Raw genomic sequence first — 15687 nt, 5'->3', positions numbered from 1 at the left:
TGTCTGCAAGCCATAGCCGCCAGCTGGTCGAAGGGCGCCGGGGGGCGGGGACTCCCTTCGACCAGCTCGCGGCTATGGCTTGCCCGCCCTCTTCATTAACCAGACTTGTGCCATGGGTCAGGCTGCGTCGCGCCGGGGCGCAGTCAAAGGCGCCGGTTCTGCGGTGGCTGCACGCCGCACGATCCGGGCACCAAGGCGCCGCAACGGCGCGAACAGCCACAGCAAGCCGCGGTGCAAATCATCGCTGAAGCGCGGGTGACCGTCGTTCCAGGTCCGCATCCAAAGTTCGTCTTTCATCGGTCTTCTCCTGCTGATCCGATGGTCCCAAGATGCGCCTTGGGGGGGCGCCGCGCCAACAAAAGCTTTGCGTTGTATCATAAGGTCAGCTTATATATTGGTGATGCCCAAACTGCCGCCCCTTGCCGCGATCCGCACCTTCGAAGCCGCCGGAAGACTCCAGAACTTCTCGCGCGCGGCCGAGGAATTGGGGATGACGCAGGCGGCGGTCAGTTATCAGGTGCGCCAATTGGAGGACCGGCTCGGCCGCGCGCTGTTCGTGCGCGAAAAGGGGCGGGTGCGCCTGTCCGAAACCGGGCAACGGCTGCTTCCCGCGATCTCGGGCGCCTTTGGCGCGATGGGCGATGCGTTTGCGGCGCTGGGCAGCGACGAGGCCGACGTGCTGACGATCAGCGCGATGACAACCTTTGGCGGCACCTGGCTCAGCGCGCGCATCGGCGGGTTCCAGCTTGCCTATCCCGACCTTGCCGTGCGCATGCTGATGAGCAACGACCTCGTCGATTTCGACGCGACCAATGTCGATGTCGCCATTCGGGTGGGTCGTGGAAGCTGGCCGGGGCTGCGCGCCGACTTTCTGTACCGCAGCCATGTGACGCCAATCTGCGCGCCGGTCTTTCTCGACGTCAACCGCATCGCGGCACCCGCCGACCTGCTGAACGTCGACCGGCTGGCACCCAACGATCCCTGGTGGGCGGGTTGGTTCGCCGCCGCGGGGGTCGACAGCGTGCCGCCGCCGCAGCGCCGCGGCATCGAACTCGACAGCCAGTTGCAGGAAGCGAGCGCGGTGCAGAGCGGCTATGGCATCGCGATGATGACGCCGCTGCTGTGGCGCACCGAACTCGACGCTAGGCGGCTGGTCCAGCCCTTCGATACCCTCTTCCAGCCCGGCACCGCGCATTTCCTCGTCCACCGCGAAAACCGCGTCGGCGTCCGCAAGATCGAACGCTTCCGCGAATGGCTGCGCGCCGAGTTGGAGAAGGATCGCCACCTGCTGCCCGAGGCGCTATGGCAGCCGCTGCCATGACCTTCACCGCCGTCCCCCTGACGCTTTACCCCGACATGTTCCCCGGCCCTCTGGGGCAGAGCATGGCGGGGCGCGCGCTCGAAAGCGGGACATGGGCCTGCGCGCCGGTGCAGATCCGCGATTTCGCGACCGACAGGCACCGCACCGTCGACGATACACCCGCGGGCGGCGGCGCGGGGATGGTGCTCAAGGCTGATGTGCTCGGCGCGGCGATCGACCATGCGGTGGCGGCGCATCCCGGCCTGCCGATCCTCGCGATGACCCCGCGCGGCACCTCGATCACGCAGGCGCGCGTGCGGCAGCTTTCGGCGGGTCCGGGGGCGATCATCCTTTGCGGCCGGTTCGAGGGATTCGACGAACGCATCTTCGACGCGCGGCCGATCGAAGAGGTGTCGATGGGCGACATCGTCTTGTCGGGCGGCGAGATGGGGGCGCTGTTGCTGCTCGACGCTTGCATTCGGCTGCTTCCCGGCGTAATGGGCGCGGCTTCTAGCGGGGACGATGAGTCGTTTGAAAACGGCTTGCTCGAATATCCGCACTATACCCGGCCCGTAAATTGGGAAGGGCGCACGATCCCCGAAGTGCTGCGATCGGGGGATCATGCGAAGATCGCAGCCTGGCGGAAACAACAGGCCGAGGATCAGACACGGTTACGCAGGCCGGACCTTTGGGAGCGTCATATCGATGCTCGGGTTGGGCCTGCCTCTGGCGCGCGGCGAAAAGAAAAGGACTAGAGGACATGAACCTCATCCAGACGATCGAAGCCGAAGAAATCGCCAAAGCGGCGAAGACCATTCCGACCTTCCGTCCCGGCGACACGCTGAAAGTCGGCGTGAAGGTGGTCGAAGGCGAACGCACCCGCGTCCAGAATTTCGAAGGCGTGTGCATCGCACGCTCGAACAAGGGCATGGGCTCCAACTTCACCGTGCGCAAAATGTCGTTCGGCGAAGGTGTCGAGCGCGTGTTCCCGCTCTATTCGCCCAACATCGACAGCATTACCGTCATCCGCAAGGGTGCGGTGCGTCGTGCGAAGCTTTATTATCTTCGCGGCCGCACTGGTAAATCGGCGCGTATTGCAGAGCGCCGCGACTACCGGTCGGAAGCCGGCGAAGGCTAAGGAGAGGTTTCTCCCCACAAAGCCGAAACAGCTTTCCAAAACGACCGGTTCCGCCAACAGGCAGAACCGGTCGTTTTTCATTTCAGCAGCAGCATAAAGGGCAAAGTCACATGGGTTACCGGATCGTTGTCGCCGGCGCGACGGGCAATGTCGGGCGCGAAGTGCTCGCCATCCTCGCCGAGCGCGAATTTCCGTACGACGAACTGGCGGCGGTCGCATCGTCGCGCAGCCAGGGCGACGAGATCGAAATCGGCGACACCGGCAAGACCGTCAAATGCCAGAACATCGAAAATTTCGACTGGACCGGCTGGGACATGGCGATTTTCGCGATCGGCAGCGAAGCCACGAAAATCCACGCGCCCAAGGCGGCTGCGGCGGGCTGCGTCGTGATCGACAACTCGTCGCTGTACCGCATGGACCCCGACGTGCCGCTGATCGTGCCCGAGGTGAACCCCGACGCGATCGACGGCTATACCAAGCGCAATATCATCGCCAACCCGAACTGCTCGACCGCGCAGATGGTCGTCGCGCTGAAGCCGCTGCACGATGTCGCGAAGATCACGCGCGTTGTCGTTTCGACCTATCAGTCGGTGTCGGGCGCGGGCAAGGCGGGCATGGACGAGCTGTGGAACCAGACGCGCCAGATCTTCGTCGGCGACGAAAAGGATGTGCAGAAGTTCACCAAGCAGATCGCCTTCAACGTGATCCCGCACATCGACAGCTTCCTCGACGACGGGTCGACCAAGGAAGAGTGGAAGATGGTGGTCGAGACCAAGAAGATCCTCGATCCCAAGATCAAGGTCACCGCGACCTGCGTCCGCGTGCCGGTGTTCGTCGGCCATTCCGAAGCGATCAACATCGAGATGGAAAACGAGCTGTCGGCCGAGGACGCCCAGCGCATCCTGCGCGAAGCCCCCGGCGTCGTGCTCCACGACAAGCGCGAGGATGGCGGCTACATCACCCCCGTCGAATGTGTCGGCGATTTCGCGACCTTCGTGTCGCGGGTTCGTGAGGATCCGACGGTCGAAAACGGCCTCAACCTGTGGTGCGTCAGCGATAATTTGCGCAAGGGCGCGGCGCTGAACGCGGTGCAGATCGCGGAGCTGCTCGGGCGGCGGCATCTGAAGAAGGGGTAAGCCGCTGCGAACCCCTCCCCTTCAGGGGAGGGGCTTACTTGCTCCGGCTCGGCAAGCTATGCCGCTGCGATGACCGCACCCTACGCCTTCACACACGCCCTCTGCCGCGCCCCGGCGCCCTCGGCGATCCACGGCATCCGCGCCGACGGCGGCCCCGATCCCGACTTCGCGGGCCTTACTGCCGAGCATGCCGCCTATGTCGCTGCGCTGCGCGATCTCGGCCTCACCGTCGATGTCCTCGAACCGCTCGACGCCTTCCCCGACGCGCTGTTCACCGAAGATGTCGCGCTGACCTTTCCCGAGGGCGCGATCCTGCTTCGCCCCGGCGCGCCGACCCGCGCGGGCGAGGCCCAGCATATCCGCGCCGCGCTCGCCGCTCGGCATCTGCGCCTGCTCGAAATGACCGGGCCGGGCCATGCCGACGGCGGCGATGTGCTGCGCCTCGCCGACCGGGTGGTCATCGGCCTCTCCGATCGCACCGATCGCACGGGGGCCGAGGAGCTCGCGGGCCTGCTCGGCACGCTCGGCCACGCCGCCGAAATCGCGCAGACCCCGCCGGGCGTCCTCCATTTCAAGACCGGCTGCGGGCTGATCGACGACACAACCATCCTCGCGGTCCCGGCGCTCGCCGATTGCCCGCAGTTCGTCGGGCTGGAGGTCGTGCTGACCCCGCTTGGCGAGGAGGCGGCGGCGAACATCCTGCGCGTCCGCGACACCGTCCTCGTCGGCGACCGCTGGCTCACGACACGCGCGTTGCTCACCGCGCGCGGGGTCGCAACCCGCGCGCTCCCGACCGACCAGATCGCGCATATCGATGCGGGGCTCAGCTGCATGTCGCTGCGCTGGTGACCGCGGCCTCCGCTACCCCGCCCGCGCAGCGCCGCCTGATCGGCGCGCTCCTCGCGCTGCTGCTGGTTGCGCAGATCGATCAGCCCTATCCCGAGATAGCACTGCTCCAGCATCTGCCGACGATGCTGCTGCTCATCGCATCGCCCGCGCTGCTGCGGCGCTGGCCGCTGTCGACTGCATCCGTCGCCTGCATCGTCGCCTTCATGGCGCTCCACACCCTCGGCGGGCGCTATGCGTACAGCAATGTCCCCTATGACGATTGGGCGCGGACGCTGACCGGGACCAGCCTGTCCGATGCGTTCGGCTGGACCCGCAACCATTATGACCGGCTCGTCCATTTCGCGTTCGGTGCGCTATCGGTGATCCCGGTGGCCGAGATCGCGCGGCGCTGGGGCGGGCTGGGGCCGCGCGGGGCGGCGTTAACCGTGCTTGGCTGGGTCTTGGCCATTTCTTGCCTCTACGAAATCTTCGAATGGCTGCTCACCATCGTCGCCGCGGGCGAAACCGCCGACCGCTACAATGGTCAGCAGGGCGACATCTGGGACGCGCAAAAGGATATGGCGCTTGCGACGCTGGGCGCGATATTGGTGCTGGTGACGGTGCGGAGGAGATAGGCGATGCGTAAGTTGATGGTTGTTGCGATGGTTACGCTGCTCGCCGCGTGCAAACCGGCGCCGGACAAGACGCCCGCCGCGACCGAAGGTGCGGCGCCCCCGGTTCCCGTCGCCAAAGCCGACGGCCCCGCCGCCGCGACCACCGCGGTTGGTCTCGACGGCGAGGGGCTGCGCTTTATCGACAAGAACAGCGGCAAGGCCAGCCTGCTCGCCTTTGGCGTCCCGCGCGCAGAGGCCGAGGCAGCGCTCGCCAATGTCGCGGGACAGGCCGACGACCGCAGCACCAACGACGAATGCGGCGCCGGCCCGATGCAATTCACCCGCTACGACGCGATGACGCTGAATTTTCAGGACGGCAAATTCACCGGCTGGTTCCTCGGCAACGAACCCGGCGCCGCCGCCTATTCGACGATGAGCGGTATCGCCATCGGCACCACCCGCGCCAAGGCGGCGGAATCGGCGTCGATCGTCGATCTGGAAGACAGCACGCTGGGCGAAGAATTCAGCATCGGCACCGGCGACAATGTGGTGGGCGGCATGTTCGCGGCGCCGGGCGACGCGGCCAGGATCGATGCGCTGTTCGCGGGGGTGAACTGCTTCTTTCGGTGACGATCGTCGCGACCGCTAGCGACCATTTCCTGTCATACCCGCGAAGGCGGGGATCCCGCTTTGCGACGGTGAAGGAAAAAAGCGAGGTTCCCGCTTTCGCGGGAATGACGAAGTTAGGTGAGAACGTCCGCTCACCACCCCAAAACTGCCGACCTAACGCCGCCGGATCCCATAATCGATCCGGATCCGCACCCACGCGCCGACCATCGGCTTGCCGCCCAGCCGCGGCGGTCGCACCCGGAATTGCCAGGCGGCGGCCAGCACCGCGCGCATGATCTGCGATCCGGTCGGATATTCGTCCAGGCCGACGCAATCCTCGATGCGATAATCGGGCGCGGTGCGGCACGCGATCAGGCCCCAGCCGGGGCCGTCGGCGGTGGACAAATAGCCGCGCAGCTCGCCATCGCTCGGCTCGCGGTACCAGGCGGCGGCATAAAGCGGCTCGCCGTTCGGTGCTGTCCCCACCCGTTCGGTGTCGCGGTATGCCGAGGAAGACCCGCCGCTATTGGGCGGCCCGTAAACCTGCCCGCCCGGCGGACGCGCCCCGATCCGCGGGACCGTCGGCGGCGGCAGCGGCGGCTGGGGCGGCGCGGGCGGTGTCGGCGCGGCGAGCGGCTCGGCGGCTTTCGGCGGCACCGGCTCGTTGGGGGTCGGCGGCTCGGGCAGCGGCTCCGCCTCGGCCCGCTCGCTCGCGCGCGGGCTCGCTTCGGCGGCCTCATCGGCCGCCTGCGGTGCGGCGACGCTGACCACGCTGACCCACTCCTCCTCGACCTGCGGCGGCTTTTCCACGCCAAAGGTCAGCAGCATCAACAGCAGCAGCGCCGGGATCAGGATCGCCAGGCCGATGGCAAGCGCGCGCCGCCCCGCCCCGATGCTGAGCTGTGCGACATAGGGGGTGGCGGAAACAGGGCTCAGCGGAAGCGATCTTTGGTGGCGGCACCCGGCAGCGGGTATCCGAAGGCGCGGTTCGCGGGGATAGGGGGGCGCCGGACCTTTGACAAGGGCGGGCGGGCAGGGCGGGGTCGGGCAAGTTTGCCGATCCTCCTCCTTGCCGGGGGTCAGCTACGACAGCTCTCCACCCTCAATCAGCCACCGACCCTAACGGCTCATATCCGCCGTCGCCGCAACCAGCCGTCGCCCCGTCGCCCGCACGGTGGCGCACGCGGGCGTTCCGTCTTGTCCGGTGCCGTTGACCGATATCTCTATGCGGCCCGCGCCGCTGACTGCCGCGTCGAGCAATGCCTGCTCGATGTCGTGGATGTCGATCTTCATCCGGCGGGTCCATGGCGACAACGGGTCACCCGCCGCTTGCCCGACCCGGATATAGACGAACCGCCGCTCGGGCCCTTCGCGCCGCACCTGGTCGCCAAAGAATTTCGGACCGGGGCCGACCCGGATGGCAAAATCGAACGCCAGCGGTTCACCCGCCCCCGACGATTTCGGATCGAGCGGATGGCCGTCCTTGGCTTGCAGGCTGTGGAGTACCCCGGCAACGGGCTGGTTGATGACGATCCGCATGCCAATGTCGCTCTGATCGGTTCGCGCCATGACGTCCTAATGCCCCATATCCGCCGCGGTCGCCGTCGGCCCGCCCGCTTTCGGCGGTCTTAATAGCAGCACCAGCGGCACCGCCGCCAGCGTCACCCACATCATCACCCAGAAATCGTCGATATAGGCGACCATCGCCGCCTGGCGGTTGATCTCGGCATTGACCATCGCCAGCGCGGTGTCGCCCGCGACGCCGAAGCGGTCGGCGGTCGAGGCGTCGAGCAGGCTGGTCGAACTGTTGGTGACATGCGCGGCCAGGTCGGCGTGGCTGGTCTGGATATTCGACCCCAACAAGGTGGTGACGATCGAAATGCCGATCGATGCGCCCAGGCTGCGGAACAGGTTGAGCAGGCTCGACCCGTCGGTGCGATACTGCGGCGCGATCGTCGCGAAGGCCATCGTGTTGAGCGGGATGAAGATCAGCCCCATGCCCAGCCCCTGCACCAGTCCGCTGATGATCACCGGCTCCATCCCCATCGCCAGCGACCAATGGCTCATCTGCCACAGCGAGTAAGCGGCGATGGCCAGCCCGATGCCGACCATCCAGCGCGCGTCGATCTTGCCCAGCAATTGACCCGCGACCCACATGCTCATCAAGATGCCGATCCCGCGCAGTGCGAGCACCAGCCCGGTGTCGATCACCGGCCAGCCGAACAGATTTTGCAGCATCGGCGGCAGCAGCGCCATCGACGCGAACATCACGACCCCGATCACGACCATGAACCCCAACGCCGTCACCAGATTGCGGTCGGCCAGCATCGCGCGGCTGAACAGCGGCGCGCGCGCGGTGGCCATATGGACGACGAACATCCACAGACAGGCGACCGCGACGCCGCATTCGATCCAGATTTCGGCGCTGTCGAACCAGTCGGCATGCGCGCCGCGGTCGAGCATCAATTGCAGCGCCGCCAGCCCGAGCGCGAGCATCGAAAAACCGAACAGGTCAAAGCGGCGATCCGTCCGGCGCGTCGCGGGTAACAGCGCCCACATCAGCGCCAGCGTCAGCACGCCGAAGGGCAGGTTGACGTAAAACACCCAGCGCCAGTTTGCCTGTTCGGTCAGCCAACCGCCGAGTATCGGCCCCAGGATCGGCCCGATCATGATCCCCATGCCCCAGATCGACATGGCGCGCGCATGGCGTTCGGGCGGGTTGATGTCGAGCATCACCGATTGCGACAGCGGCGCGATGAACGCGGCGCACACCCCCTGCAGGAAGCGGAAAGCGACCATCTGTTCGAGCGACTGCGCCGCGCCGCACGCCATCGACGCCAGGATGAAGCCAAAGATCGCGCCCAGAAACAGCTCGCGGCGGCCGATGCGGTCGGCCAGCCAGCCGGTGATCGGCATCGCGACCGCGCTCGCCAGGATGTAGCTGGTCAGCACCCAGGTCACCGTCTCGCTCGTCGCGCCCAAGGCCGACTGCATATGCGGGATGGCGACATTGGCGATCGTCGTGTCGAGGATCTGCATGATCGACGCGCCCATGACCGCGACGGTCAGCAGGCCGCGATGACGGACGCGCGCGTGCAGCGGGACGCTGTCATCGGTGGGCAGCGCAGTGGCGGCAGGGCGGCGAGGGAGAGAGCGGGAAGCCATTATTTGCTTCTCGCGGCCCCACCATCGTCATTGCGAGGAGCCGGAGGCGACGCGGCAATCCCCAGCTCTCGGCCTTGCGCAAGATCGAGAGCTGGAGATTGCTTCGCTTTGCTCGCAATGACGAGATGTGGGTACGGAATACGCACTCCTACTCCCCCGCCACCGCACCACCATCGGTAAATACCCGCACTTCCGCCGACAGCCCGGCGATCATCTCGCGCGACGGCTTTTCGTCGAACGCGATCCGCACCGGCACCCGCTGCGTCACCTTGACCCAGTTGCCCGTCGCATTCTGCGCCGGGAGCACCGAAAATTCGCTGCCCGTCCCCGCGCCGATCGTCAGCACATGGCCGCGCACCTTCAGCCCCGGATAGGCATCAAAGCTCACCTCGGCGCGCTGGCCGACGCGCATGTCGGCAAGGTCGGTTTCCTTGAAATTCGCCTCTACCCACGGATGCGCGGTGTCGACCAGTGTGACCGCGGGCAGCCCCGCGACCATCATCTGGCCGATCTGCAAGCGGTCGGATTGTGCGACGCGCCCGGCGCTCGGGGCGCGAACCGTCGTACGGCCCAAATTCACTTGCGCCTGCGAGCGCTGGACGCGCGCCGCCTCGACCTGCGGATTGACCCCGCTTGCCGGACCCGCGGCCAGCTTGGTGCGCGCTTCGGCCGCCGCCGCCTGCGCCTGGCGGACGCGCTCGCGCGCCTGCGATACCGCATGGCGCGATGCGTCATAGGCGGCTTTGGTGGTGAAACCCTTCTCCATCAGCGCCGCCTGCCGCGCGAAATTGACCTCGGCGAACGATACATCCTCGCGCGCCGCGGCAATATCGACGGTCGAGGTGTTGGCGCTGGCCGACAGATTGCCGACCTCGACCTCAGCGGCGTCGATCGCCGCGGTCGCCTGCGCCACGCTCAGCGCATAGGCTTCGCCGTCGATCCGGAACAGCAATTGCCCCGCCGCGACCTGCTGGCCGTCGCGCACGGCCACTTCGGTGATCCGGCCGCCCACTTCGGCGGCGACCGACACCTTGTCCATCTGGACATAGGCGTTGTCGGTCGACACCGACCCGCCGCTGGTCAGCCAGTACCAGCCGCCCGCCGCGATCAGCACCGCGGGCAGGCCGAACATCAGCAGGCGGGTGCGCCACTTCGGCGCGTCCTTCGCGTCCACCGCGGTCGCCGCGCTGCCGGGCGGCAGCGGGTCGGCCTTGGGCGCTGCTTTTGCGTCGTCGGACGCGGGGCGGGTGGGGGACAGCTGGTCCATCAGGCGGCGGCCTCTTCTTTCTGGCAGATACGGCGCGACAGGTTCGCGCGGACGCGCTCGACCAGCGCGACCAGCTGGTCGCGTTCGGCGGCGCTCAGCCCTTCGGTCGCTTCGGCGGTCATCGCGTCGATGTCGGCACGCATCGCGTTCAGCAGGTCGCCGGTGCGCGGGGTCAGATACAGCAGCCAGGCGCGGCGGTCGGTCGGGTCGGCGCGGCGTTCGACCAGATCGGCTTCGACCAGCCGGTCGATCATCCGCGACAGGGTGATCGGCTCGACCTCGATCAGCTCGGCCAGCGGCCCCTGCCGGATGCCTTCGTGGCGGCGTAGATAGGTGATCAGCCGCCATTGCAGCGCGGTGATGCCGGTGTCGCGGGTGCGCGCGTTGAACGCCCGGCGGAACAGCCGCGCCGAATCGTTCAGCAGGAATCCGATCGTTTCACTCATGGCATGCAATATAATAGCAGATGCTACTATATTCAACCGCCTGATCCTGTTGCCAACAATCTCGAATATGGTGTAAAATTTCTTTACACTGCTTGCGTTGACCGGCTTTTTGGGCAGGATAGGGCGATGACATTGACCGCCGACCTTTTCTGGTCCTTCCGCTCGCCATACAGCTATCTGGCCATCGCCCGTTATCGCGCACTCGCGGCCAGTCATGACCTCGCGATCAACCTCCGCCCGGTCTATCCGCTGGCGATCCGCCAGCCCGATTTTTTCGAGCGCAACCACCCGAACTGGCTCAGCTACACGATGCGCGACATGATCCGCGTCGCACAATTCCATGGCATCCCTTTTGGTCCGCCACGCCCCGACCCGATCGTGCAGGATCTGGCGACGCGCGAAATCGCCGCCGAACAGCCGTATATCTATCGCCTTACCCGGCTCGGCCAGGCGGCGTCGCGCCGAGGCAAAAGTCTGGCGTTCGCGCATGAAGCGGCGCAGCTGATCTGGGGCGGTGCGGTCGACTGGCATCTCGGCGACCATCTGGCGGATGCGGCGCGGCGGGCCGGGCTTGATCTCGCCGAACTTGATGCCGAGGCGGAAGGCGATGCGGCGCTGCTCGACAACGAGATCGCGGCCAACCAGGTCGCGCTGGAAATCGCGGGCCATTGGGGCGTGCCGACGTTGGTTTTCGAGGGGGAGCCCTTCTTTGGGCAGGACCGGATTGAAATGGCGAAGTGGCGGATGGAGCAAAAGGGGCTGCGGCCGCGATGAGCGAGCCCGCATTTTTCGCGGCCCGCGACGGCGTGCGGCTCGCGTGGCGCGAGCAGGGCGCGGGGCGTCCGCTCGTCCTGCTCCACGGCCTGTTTTCGAGCGGCGAGGTCAATTGGATCAAATTCGGCACCGCCGCGCGCATTGCCGCCGCCGGCTACCACGTGGTCATGCCCGATCTCCGCGTCCACGGATCGAGCGAGGCGCCGCACGACGAGGAACATTATCCCCCCGACGTGCTGGTGCGCGACCTGGAGGATCTGATCGCCCATCTTGGCCTCACCGATTTCGACCTCGGCGGCTTTTCGCTCGGCGCGCGGACCAGCGTGCGCGCGGTTGTCGCGGGCATGCAACCGCGCCGGTTGATCCTCGGCGGCATGGGGCTCGCCGGGCTGGCCGGTTGGCAGCGGCGCGGGGCGTTCTTCAAGCGCGCCATCGCCGAATATGAGAGCGCCAGGCGCGGCGACGACACCTGGCTGTCGATCCAGTTCATGAAGACGATGAAGGTCGACCGCATCGCCGCGGGGCATTTGCTCGACAGCTTCACCGACACCCCGCCGGAAGCGCTCGCGGCGTTGACGATGCCGGTGCTCGTGGTGTGCGGCGAACAGGATCAGGACAATGGGTCGGCGCCCGAGCTGGTCGCGGCGCTCGCCAATGCGCAGCTTGCGACGATCCCCGGTACCCATATGTCGAGCGTGACCCAGCCCGAGCTGGGCGAGGCGATGGCGGCGTTCCTGACCGCTTGACCACGCCGCCGACGCGGTCCAAGTTTCGGCCATCGCGCCGCAGAGCGCCGTCCGATCATTCCAGAGGATCCATCCCCATGAAAGCCATGATTTCAAGCCTTTCGCTTGCCCTGTCGCTCGCCATCGCCGGACCCGGCATTGCGGCGGAGCAGAAGCCCGCGGCGTCGACCGCGAAAGCCGCGAAACCTACCGCTGCCGACGCCGACGCCTTTATCGCGGCGGCCGAAAAGGATCTTTTCGATTATACGGTCGAGGCGAGCCAGGTGAATTGGGTCAACAGCACTTATCTGACCGAGGACACCGATGCGATGGCGGCGCGGATCAATGCCGTCGGCACCGAGAAATCGGTCAAATATGCGCTCGAAGCCGCAAAATATGCAAATGTTGCGGGGTTGAGCGCCGACACGAAGCGCAAGCTCGACATCCTGCGCACCGGCCTTGTCCTGCCCGCGCCGACCAAGCCCGGCGCCGCCACCGAACTCAACCAGATCGCAACCAACCTGCAGTCGCAATATGGCAAGGGTCGCGGGACGCTCGGCGGCAAGGAAATTTCGGGCTCCGACATCGAGGAGCAGATGGGCAATATCGAACGGACGCCCGCTGAGCTCGCCGAAATGTGGACCAGCTGGCACGACAATGTCGGCGCGCCGATGAAAGATGATTATGCCCGCATGGTAGGCATCGCGAACGAAGGCGCCAAGGAGCTGGGTTTTGCCAACACCGGCGCGATGTGGCGGTCGGGCTATGACATGTCGCCGGAGGATTTTGCCAAGACGACCGAGCGGCTGTGGCAGGAAGTGAAGCCGCTCTACATGGCGCTCCACACCTATACGCGCTGGAAACTGAACGAGAAATATGGCGACGCGGTGCAGCCCAAGACCGGCCCGATCCGCGCCGACCTGCTCGGCAATATGTGGGCGCAGGAATGGGGCAATATCTACCCGCTCGTCGCGCCTGCAGGTTCGGGCGACCTTGGCTATGATGTCGGTGAACTGCTGACCGCGCAGGGCAAGTCGCCGCTCGATATGGTCAAGATCGGTGAGAATTTCTATTCGTCGCTCGGCATGGCGCCGCTCCCCGAAACCTTCTGGAAACGGAGCATGTTCACCAAACCCGCCGATCGCGAAGTCGTCTGCCACGCCTCGGCGTGGGACGTCGACAACAAGGACGACATCCGCATCAAGATGTGCATCAAGGTGAATGCCGACGACTTCACCACGATCCACCACGAGCTCGGCCACAATTATTACCAGCGCGCGTATAACAAGCAGCCGTTGCTCTATCTGAACGGCGCCAACGACGGTTTCCACGAAGCGATCGGCGATTTCGTCGCGCTGTCGATCACCCCGCAATATCTGGTCGACATCGGCTTGCTCGACAAGGCGAAGGTGCCGAGCGCCGACAAGGATACCGGGCTGCTGCTGCGCCAGGCGATGGACAAGGTCGCGTTCCTGCCGTTCGGGCTGCTCGTCGATCGCTGGCGCTGGGGCGTCTTCGACGGCACGATCAAGCCCGCCGCGTACAACACGGCCTGGACCCAGCTGCGCACCCAATATCAGGGCATCGTGCCGCCGGGCGAGCGGCCGGCGAACGCCTTCGACGCGGGCGCGAAATTCCACATTCCCGGCAACACCCCCTATACCCGCTATTTCCTCGCGCGCATCCTGCAGTTCCAGTTTTACGAGGCGGCGTGCAAGCAGGCAGGCTGGACCGGGCCGCTCCACCGCTGCTCCTTCTATGGCAACAAGGAGGTCGGCGCGAAGCTCAATGCGATGCTCGAAATGGGCGCGTCGAAACCGTGGCCTGACGCGCTGGAGGCCTTCACCGGCAGCCGCGAGATGTCGGGCAAGGCGATGGCGGATTATTTCGCGCCCCTGAAGGCCTGGCTCGACGAGCAGAACAAGGGCAAGCCGCAGGGGTGGTGAGCCAATCGTCCGCGCCCGCCGGGTTCGATCGCGCGCGCTATCTGGACCGGATCGGCGCCGCGGCGCCGGTCCGCCCTGATCTGGCGGCGCTCGGCGCGCTTGTTCGCGCGCATCTGGACCATGTGCCGTTCGAGAATCTCGACGTGCAACTCGGCCGCGTTCCGCCGGTGACGGTCGATGCCATCTTCGAAAAGGTGGTCAATCAGCGGCGCGGCGGCTGGTGTTACGAGGTCAACACGCTGTTCGGCGTTCTGCTCGCCGATCTCGGCTATGCCGTCACCCGGCTGAGCGGCGATGTGCGGCGCGGCGGCGATGTCGCCGAACGGCTGGGCAACCACCTCTGCCTGCGCATCGATCTCGACCGGCCCTATCTGGTCGATGTCGGCTTCGGCGGCTCGATCACCGCGCCGCTCGCGATTGTGCCGGGGGCGGGCGTTGACGGCCCCTATGCGATCCATCTGGCGCAGGTTGGTGGCGATCGCTGGACCTTCGACGAAACCGTCGGCGACGGCGCGCCCTTCGGCTTCGATTTCACCACAGGGGCGGCAGACGAAGGCGTACTGGATGCGATGCGATCGGCGCTCGCGCGCGAAGACTGGTCACCGTTCGTCCAGAATCTGGTGATCCAGCTGCGCCGCGGCGACACGCATTGGACGCTGCGCGGCCGCGTCCTCACCCAGCTGACGCCCGCCGGAAAAACGACGCGCTTGTTGGAATCGGCTGACGAAATGGCGGCGGTCGGGCGCGAGGTTTTCGCGATGGAGCTGCCCGAGGTCGCGCGGCTGTGGCGCCGCGCCGTCGATCGCCACACTCAGCTGTTTGGTACTGGCTGACCCGGCGCCGGGGTATTCGCCTCGACCGACTGTTTGAACCGCGCGAGTTTCGCGCTTGCCGCGGCGGCGTGGGGCCCGATCCAGCGGTCGTGAATGTCCTGGATCGGCGTCGCGTTCAGGTGGTTCCACCGCTCGCGGCCGCGGCGCTCGGCGATGACGAGCCCCGCATCCTCCAGCACCTTCAGATGCTGCATCACCGTACAGCGGTCGATGTCGGCGAAATGGCTACACAAGACCCCCGTGGTCAGCGGCTGATCCCTCAGATCGTCCAATATCTGCCGCCGGATCGGCGAGGCCAAAGCCTTGAAGGTCGCGTCGAACTGGTCGTGAATTGACATGTTATATAAATATAACATAAAGAGAGGCGACTCAAGCGGAGAATCGATATGGAATTGAAATTTCGAGTCGCGGCGCGGATCGCGAAGCCGGTGCATGAGGTGTTCGAGGCGGTCGCCGACCCCGCGAAACTGTCGAACTATTTCACCACGGGCGGCGCCAAGGGGCGGCTCGAGACCGGCGCGACGGTGACGTGGGACTTCCACGATTTTCCGGGTGCGTTTCCGGTCTATGTCACCGAGGTCGTGGCGGACGAGAAGATCGTGCTCGAATGGCAGGCGAGCGAAGGCGAGGCGCACAATGTCGAAGGCAGTGAGCCCAAGGATGCGGACTATCGCACGCGCGTGACGATGAGTTTCAAGGGCCTCGACGACGGCCGGACGCTGGTCGAGATCGCCGAAGAGGGCTGGCGCGAGAATCAGGGCGCGCTCGGCGCAAGCTATGGCAATTGCCAGGGCTGGTCGCAGATGCTGTGCGCGCTGAAAGTCTGGATCGAGCACGGCATCCATTTGCGCGCCGACATGTATCGCTGAATCGCCCGCCGCCGCCGCGGCGAGATACCCGGTACAT

At 66.1% G+C, this 15687-nt stretch carries 19 protein-coding genes; 12 read left to right on the top strand and 7 right to left on the bottom strand.

Going from position 1 to position 15687, the window contains the following annotated elements:
- Window positions 1–117: 117 nt before the first annotated feature.
- A complete protein-coding gene (locus ACTIFP_RS00345; RefSeq protein ID WP_439566738.1) occupies window positions 118–297 on the bottom strand; it encodes a hypothetical protein in 180 nt (59 codons plus the stop codon).
- Window positions 298–400: 103 nt separating this feature from the next.
- On the opposite strand from ACTIFP_RS00345, the gene ACTIFP_RS00340 reads away from it, so the two are divergent.
- From ACTIFP_RS00340 to ACTIFP_RS00310, 7 genes are all read left to right on the top strand, one after another.
- A complete protein-coding gene (locus ACTIFP_RS00340; RefSeq protein ID WP_439566737.1) occupies window positions 401–1321 on the top strand; it encodes a LysR substrate-binding domain-containing protein in 921 nt (306 codons plus the stop codon).
- Window positions 1318–2055, top strand: coding sequence for a tRNA (guanosine(37)-N1)-methyltransferase TrmD (gene trmD / locus ACTIFP_RS00335; RefSeq protein WP_439566736.1), 738 nt, complete (start codon window positions 1318–1320; stop codon window positions 2053–2055). Before ACTIFP_RS00340 ends, trmD begins: the two co-directional genes overlap by 4 nt.
- 5 nt (window positions 2056–2060) lie before the next feature.
- Window positions 2061–2438 (top strand): 50S ribosomal protein L19, encoded by a 378-nt coding sequence (gene rplS, locus ACTIFP_RS00330; protein WP_058816170.1) that lies wholly within the window; start codon window positions 2061–2063, stop codon window positions 2436–2438.
- A gap of 110 nt (window positions 2439–2548) precedes the next feature.
- A complete protein-coding gene (locus ACTIFP_RS00325; protein WP_439566735.1) occupies window positions 2549–3574 on the top strand; it encodes an aspartate-semialdehyde dehydrogenase in 1026 nt (341 codons plus the stop codon).
- Between the two features lie 69 nt (window positions 3575–3643).
- Window positions 3644–4423, top strand: coding sequence for a dimethylarginine dimethylaminohydrolase family protein (locus ACTIFP_RS00320; protein WP_439566734.1), 780 nt, complete (start codon window positions 3644–3646; stop codon window positions 4421–4423).
- Entirely contained in the window at window positions 4420–5037 is a 618-nt protein-coding gene (locus ACTIFP_RS00315; RefSeq protein ID WP_439566733.1) for a DUF2238 domain-containing protein, read from the top strand. Before ACTIFP_RS00320 ends, ACTIFP_RS00315 begins: the two co-directional genes overlap by 4 nt.
- Window positions 5038–5040: 3 nt before the next feature.
- Window positions 5041–5646: a hypothetical protein gene (locus ACTIFP_RS00310; protein ID WP_439566732.1), complete on the top strand. Its 606-nt coding sequence runs from the start codon at window positions 5041–5043 to the stop codon at window positions 5644–5646.
- Window positions 5647–5799: 153 nt separating this feature from the next.
- On the opposite strand, the gene ACTIFP_RS00305 is transcribed toward ACTIFP_RS00310, so the two are convergent.
- The 5 genes from ACTIFP_RS00305 to ACTIFP_RS00285 all read right to left on the bottom strand — a co-directional run bounded on the left by ACTIFP_RS00305 (window position 5800) and on the right by ACTIFP_RS00285 (window position 10503).
- Window positions 5800–6453 carry a hypothetical protein gene (locus tag ACTIFP_RS00305; RefSeq protein ID WP_439566731.1) on the bottom strand — a complete coding sequence of 218 codons (654 nt, stop codon included), beginning with the start codon at window positions 6451–6453 and terminating at the stop codon, window positions 5800–5802.
- Between the two features lie 291 nt (window positions 6454–6744).
- Window positions 6745–7194 carry a DUF5990 family protein gene (locus ACTIFP_RS00300; protein ID WP_439566730.1) on the bottom strand — a complete coding sequence of 150 codons (450 nt, stop codon included), beginning with the start codon at window positions 7192–7194 and terminating at the stop codon, window positions 6745–6747.
- A 6-nt stretch (window positions 7195–7200) separates the two neighbouring features.
- The gene (locus tag ACTIFP_RS00295; protein ID WP_439566729.1) at window positions 7201–8790 is read right to left on the bottom strand and encodes an MDR family MFS transporter; all 1590 of its coding nucleotides are present in this window, start codon (window positions 8788–8790) and stop codon (window positions 7201–7203) included.
- A gap of 148 nt (window positions 8791–8938) precedes the next feature.
- Window positions 8939–10057: an HlyD family secretion protein gene (locus tag ACTIFP_RS00290; RefSeq protein ID WP_439566728.1), complete on the bottom strand. Its 1119-nt coding sequence runs from the start codon at window positions 10055–10057 to the stop codon at window positions 8939–8941.
- Window positions 10057–10503, bottom strand: a complete 447-nt coding sequence (locus ACTIFP_RS00285) for a MarR family winged helix-turn-helix transcriptional regulator (protein ID WP_439566727.1) — start codon at window positions 10501–10503, stop codon at window positions 10057–10059. Before ACTIFP_RS00285 ends, ACTIFP_RS00290 begins: the two co-directional genes overlap by 1 nt.
- Before the next feature lie 126 nt (window positions 10504–10629).
- On the opposite strand from ACTIFP_RS00285, the gene ACTIFP_RS00280 reads away from it, so the two are divergent.
- From ACTIFP_RS00280 to ACTIFP_RS00265, 4 genes are all read left to right on the top strand, one after another.
- A complete protein-coding gene (locus ACTIFP_RS00280) occupies window positions 10630–11277 on the top strand; it encodes a 2-hydroxychromene-2-carboxylate isomerase (protein WP_439566726.1) in 648 nt (215 codons plus the stop codon).
- Window positions 11274–12023, top strand: coding sequence for an alpha/beta fold hydrolase (locus ACTIFP_RS00275; RefSeq protein ID WP_439566725.1), 750 nt, complete (start codon window positions 11274–11276; stop codon window positions 12021–12023). The genes ACTIFP_RS00280 and ACTIFP_RS00275 overlap by 4 nt, the downstream gene beginning before the upstream one ends.
- A 77-nt stretch (window positions 12024–12100) precedes the next feature.
- Complete coding sequence (locus tag ACTIFP_RS00270) at window positions 12101–13948, top strand: M2 family metallopeptidase (RefSeq protein WP_439566724.1); 1848 nt, start codon at window positions 12101–12103, stop codon at window positions 13946–13948.
- Window positions 13945–14781 (top strand): arylamine N-acetyltransferase family protein, encoded by an 837-nt coding sequence (locus tag ACTIFP_RS00265; protein WP_439566723.1) that lies wholly within the window; start codon window positions 13945–13947, stop codon window positions 14779–14781. The genes ACTIFP_RS00270 and ACTIFP_RS00265 overlap by 4 nt, the downstream gene beginning before the upstream one ends.
- On the opposite strand, the gene ACTIFP_RS00260 is transcribed toward ACTIFP_RS00265, so the two are convergent.
- Window positions 14760–15119 (bottom strand): ArsR/SmtB family transcription factor, encoded by a 360-nt coding sequence (locus ACTIFP_RS00260; RefSeq protein WP_439566722.1) that lies wholly within the window; start codon window positions 15117–15119, stop codon window positions 14760–14762. The genes ACTIFP_RS00265 and ACTIFP_RS00260 overlap by 22 nt on opposite strands.
- A gap of 48 nt (window positions 15120–15167) precedes the next feature.
- Between ACTIFP_RS00260 and ACTIFP_RS00255 the strand changes: the two genes are divergently transcribed.
- On the top strand, window positions 15168–15650 hold the full coding sequence (locus ACTIFP_RS00255) for an SRPBCC family protein (protein WP_439566721.1): 483 nt from the start codon (window positions 15168–15170) through the stop codon (window positions 15648–15650).
- Window positions 15651–15687: the final 37 nt, after the last annotated feature.

Origin of the sequence: Sphingopyxis sp., from assembly GCF_051861155.1 — a bacterium.
Taxonomy (GTDB): Bacteria; Pseudomonadota; Alphaproteobacteria; order Sphingomonadales; family Sphingomonadaceae; genus Sphingopyxis.
The sequence above is the reverse complement of the archived record's forward strand: the minus strand, read 5'-3'. Positions and strand labels throughout refer to the sequence as shown.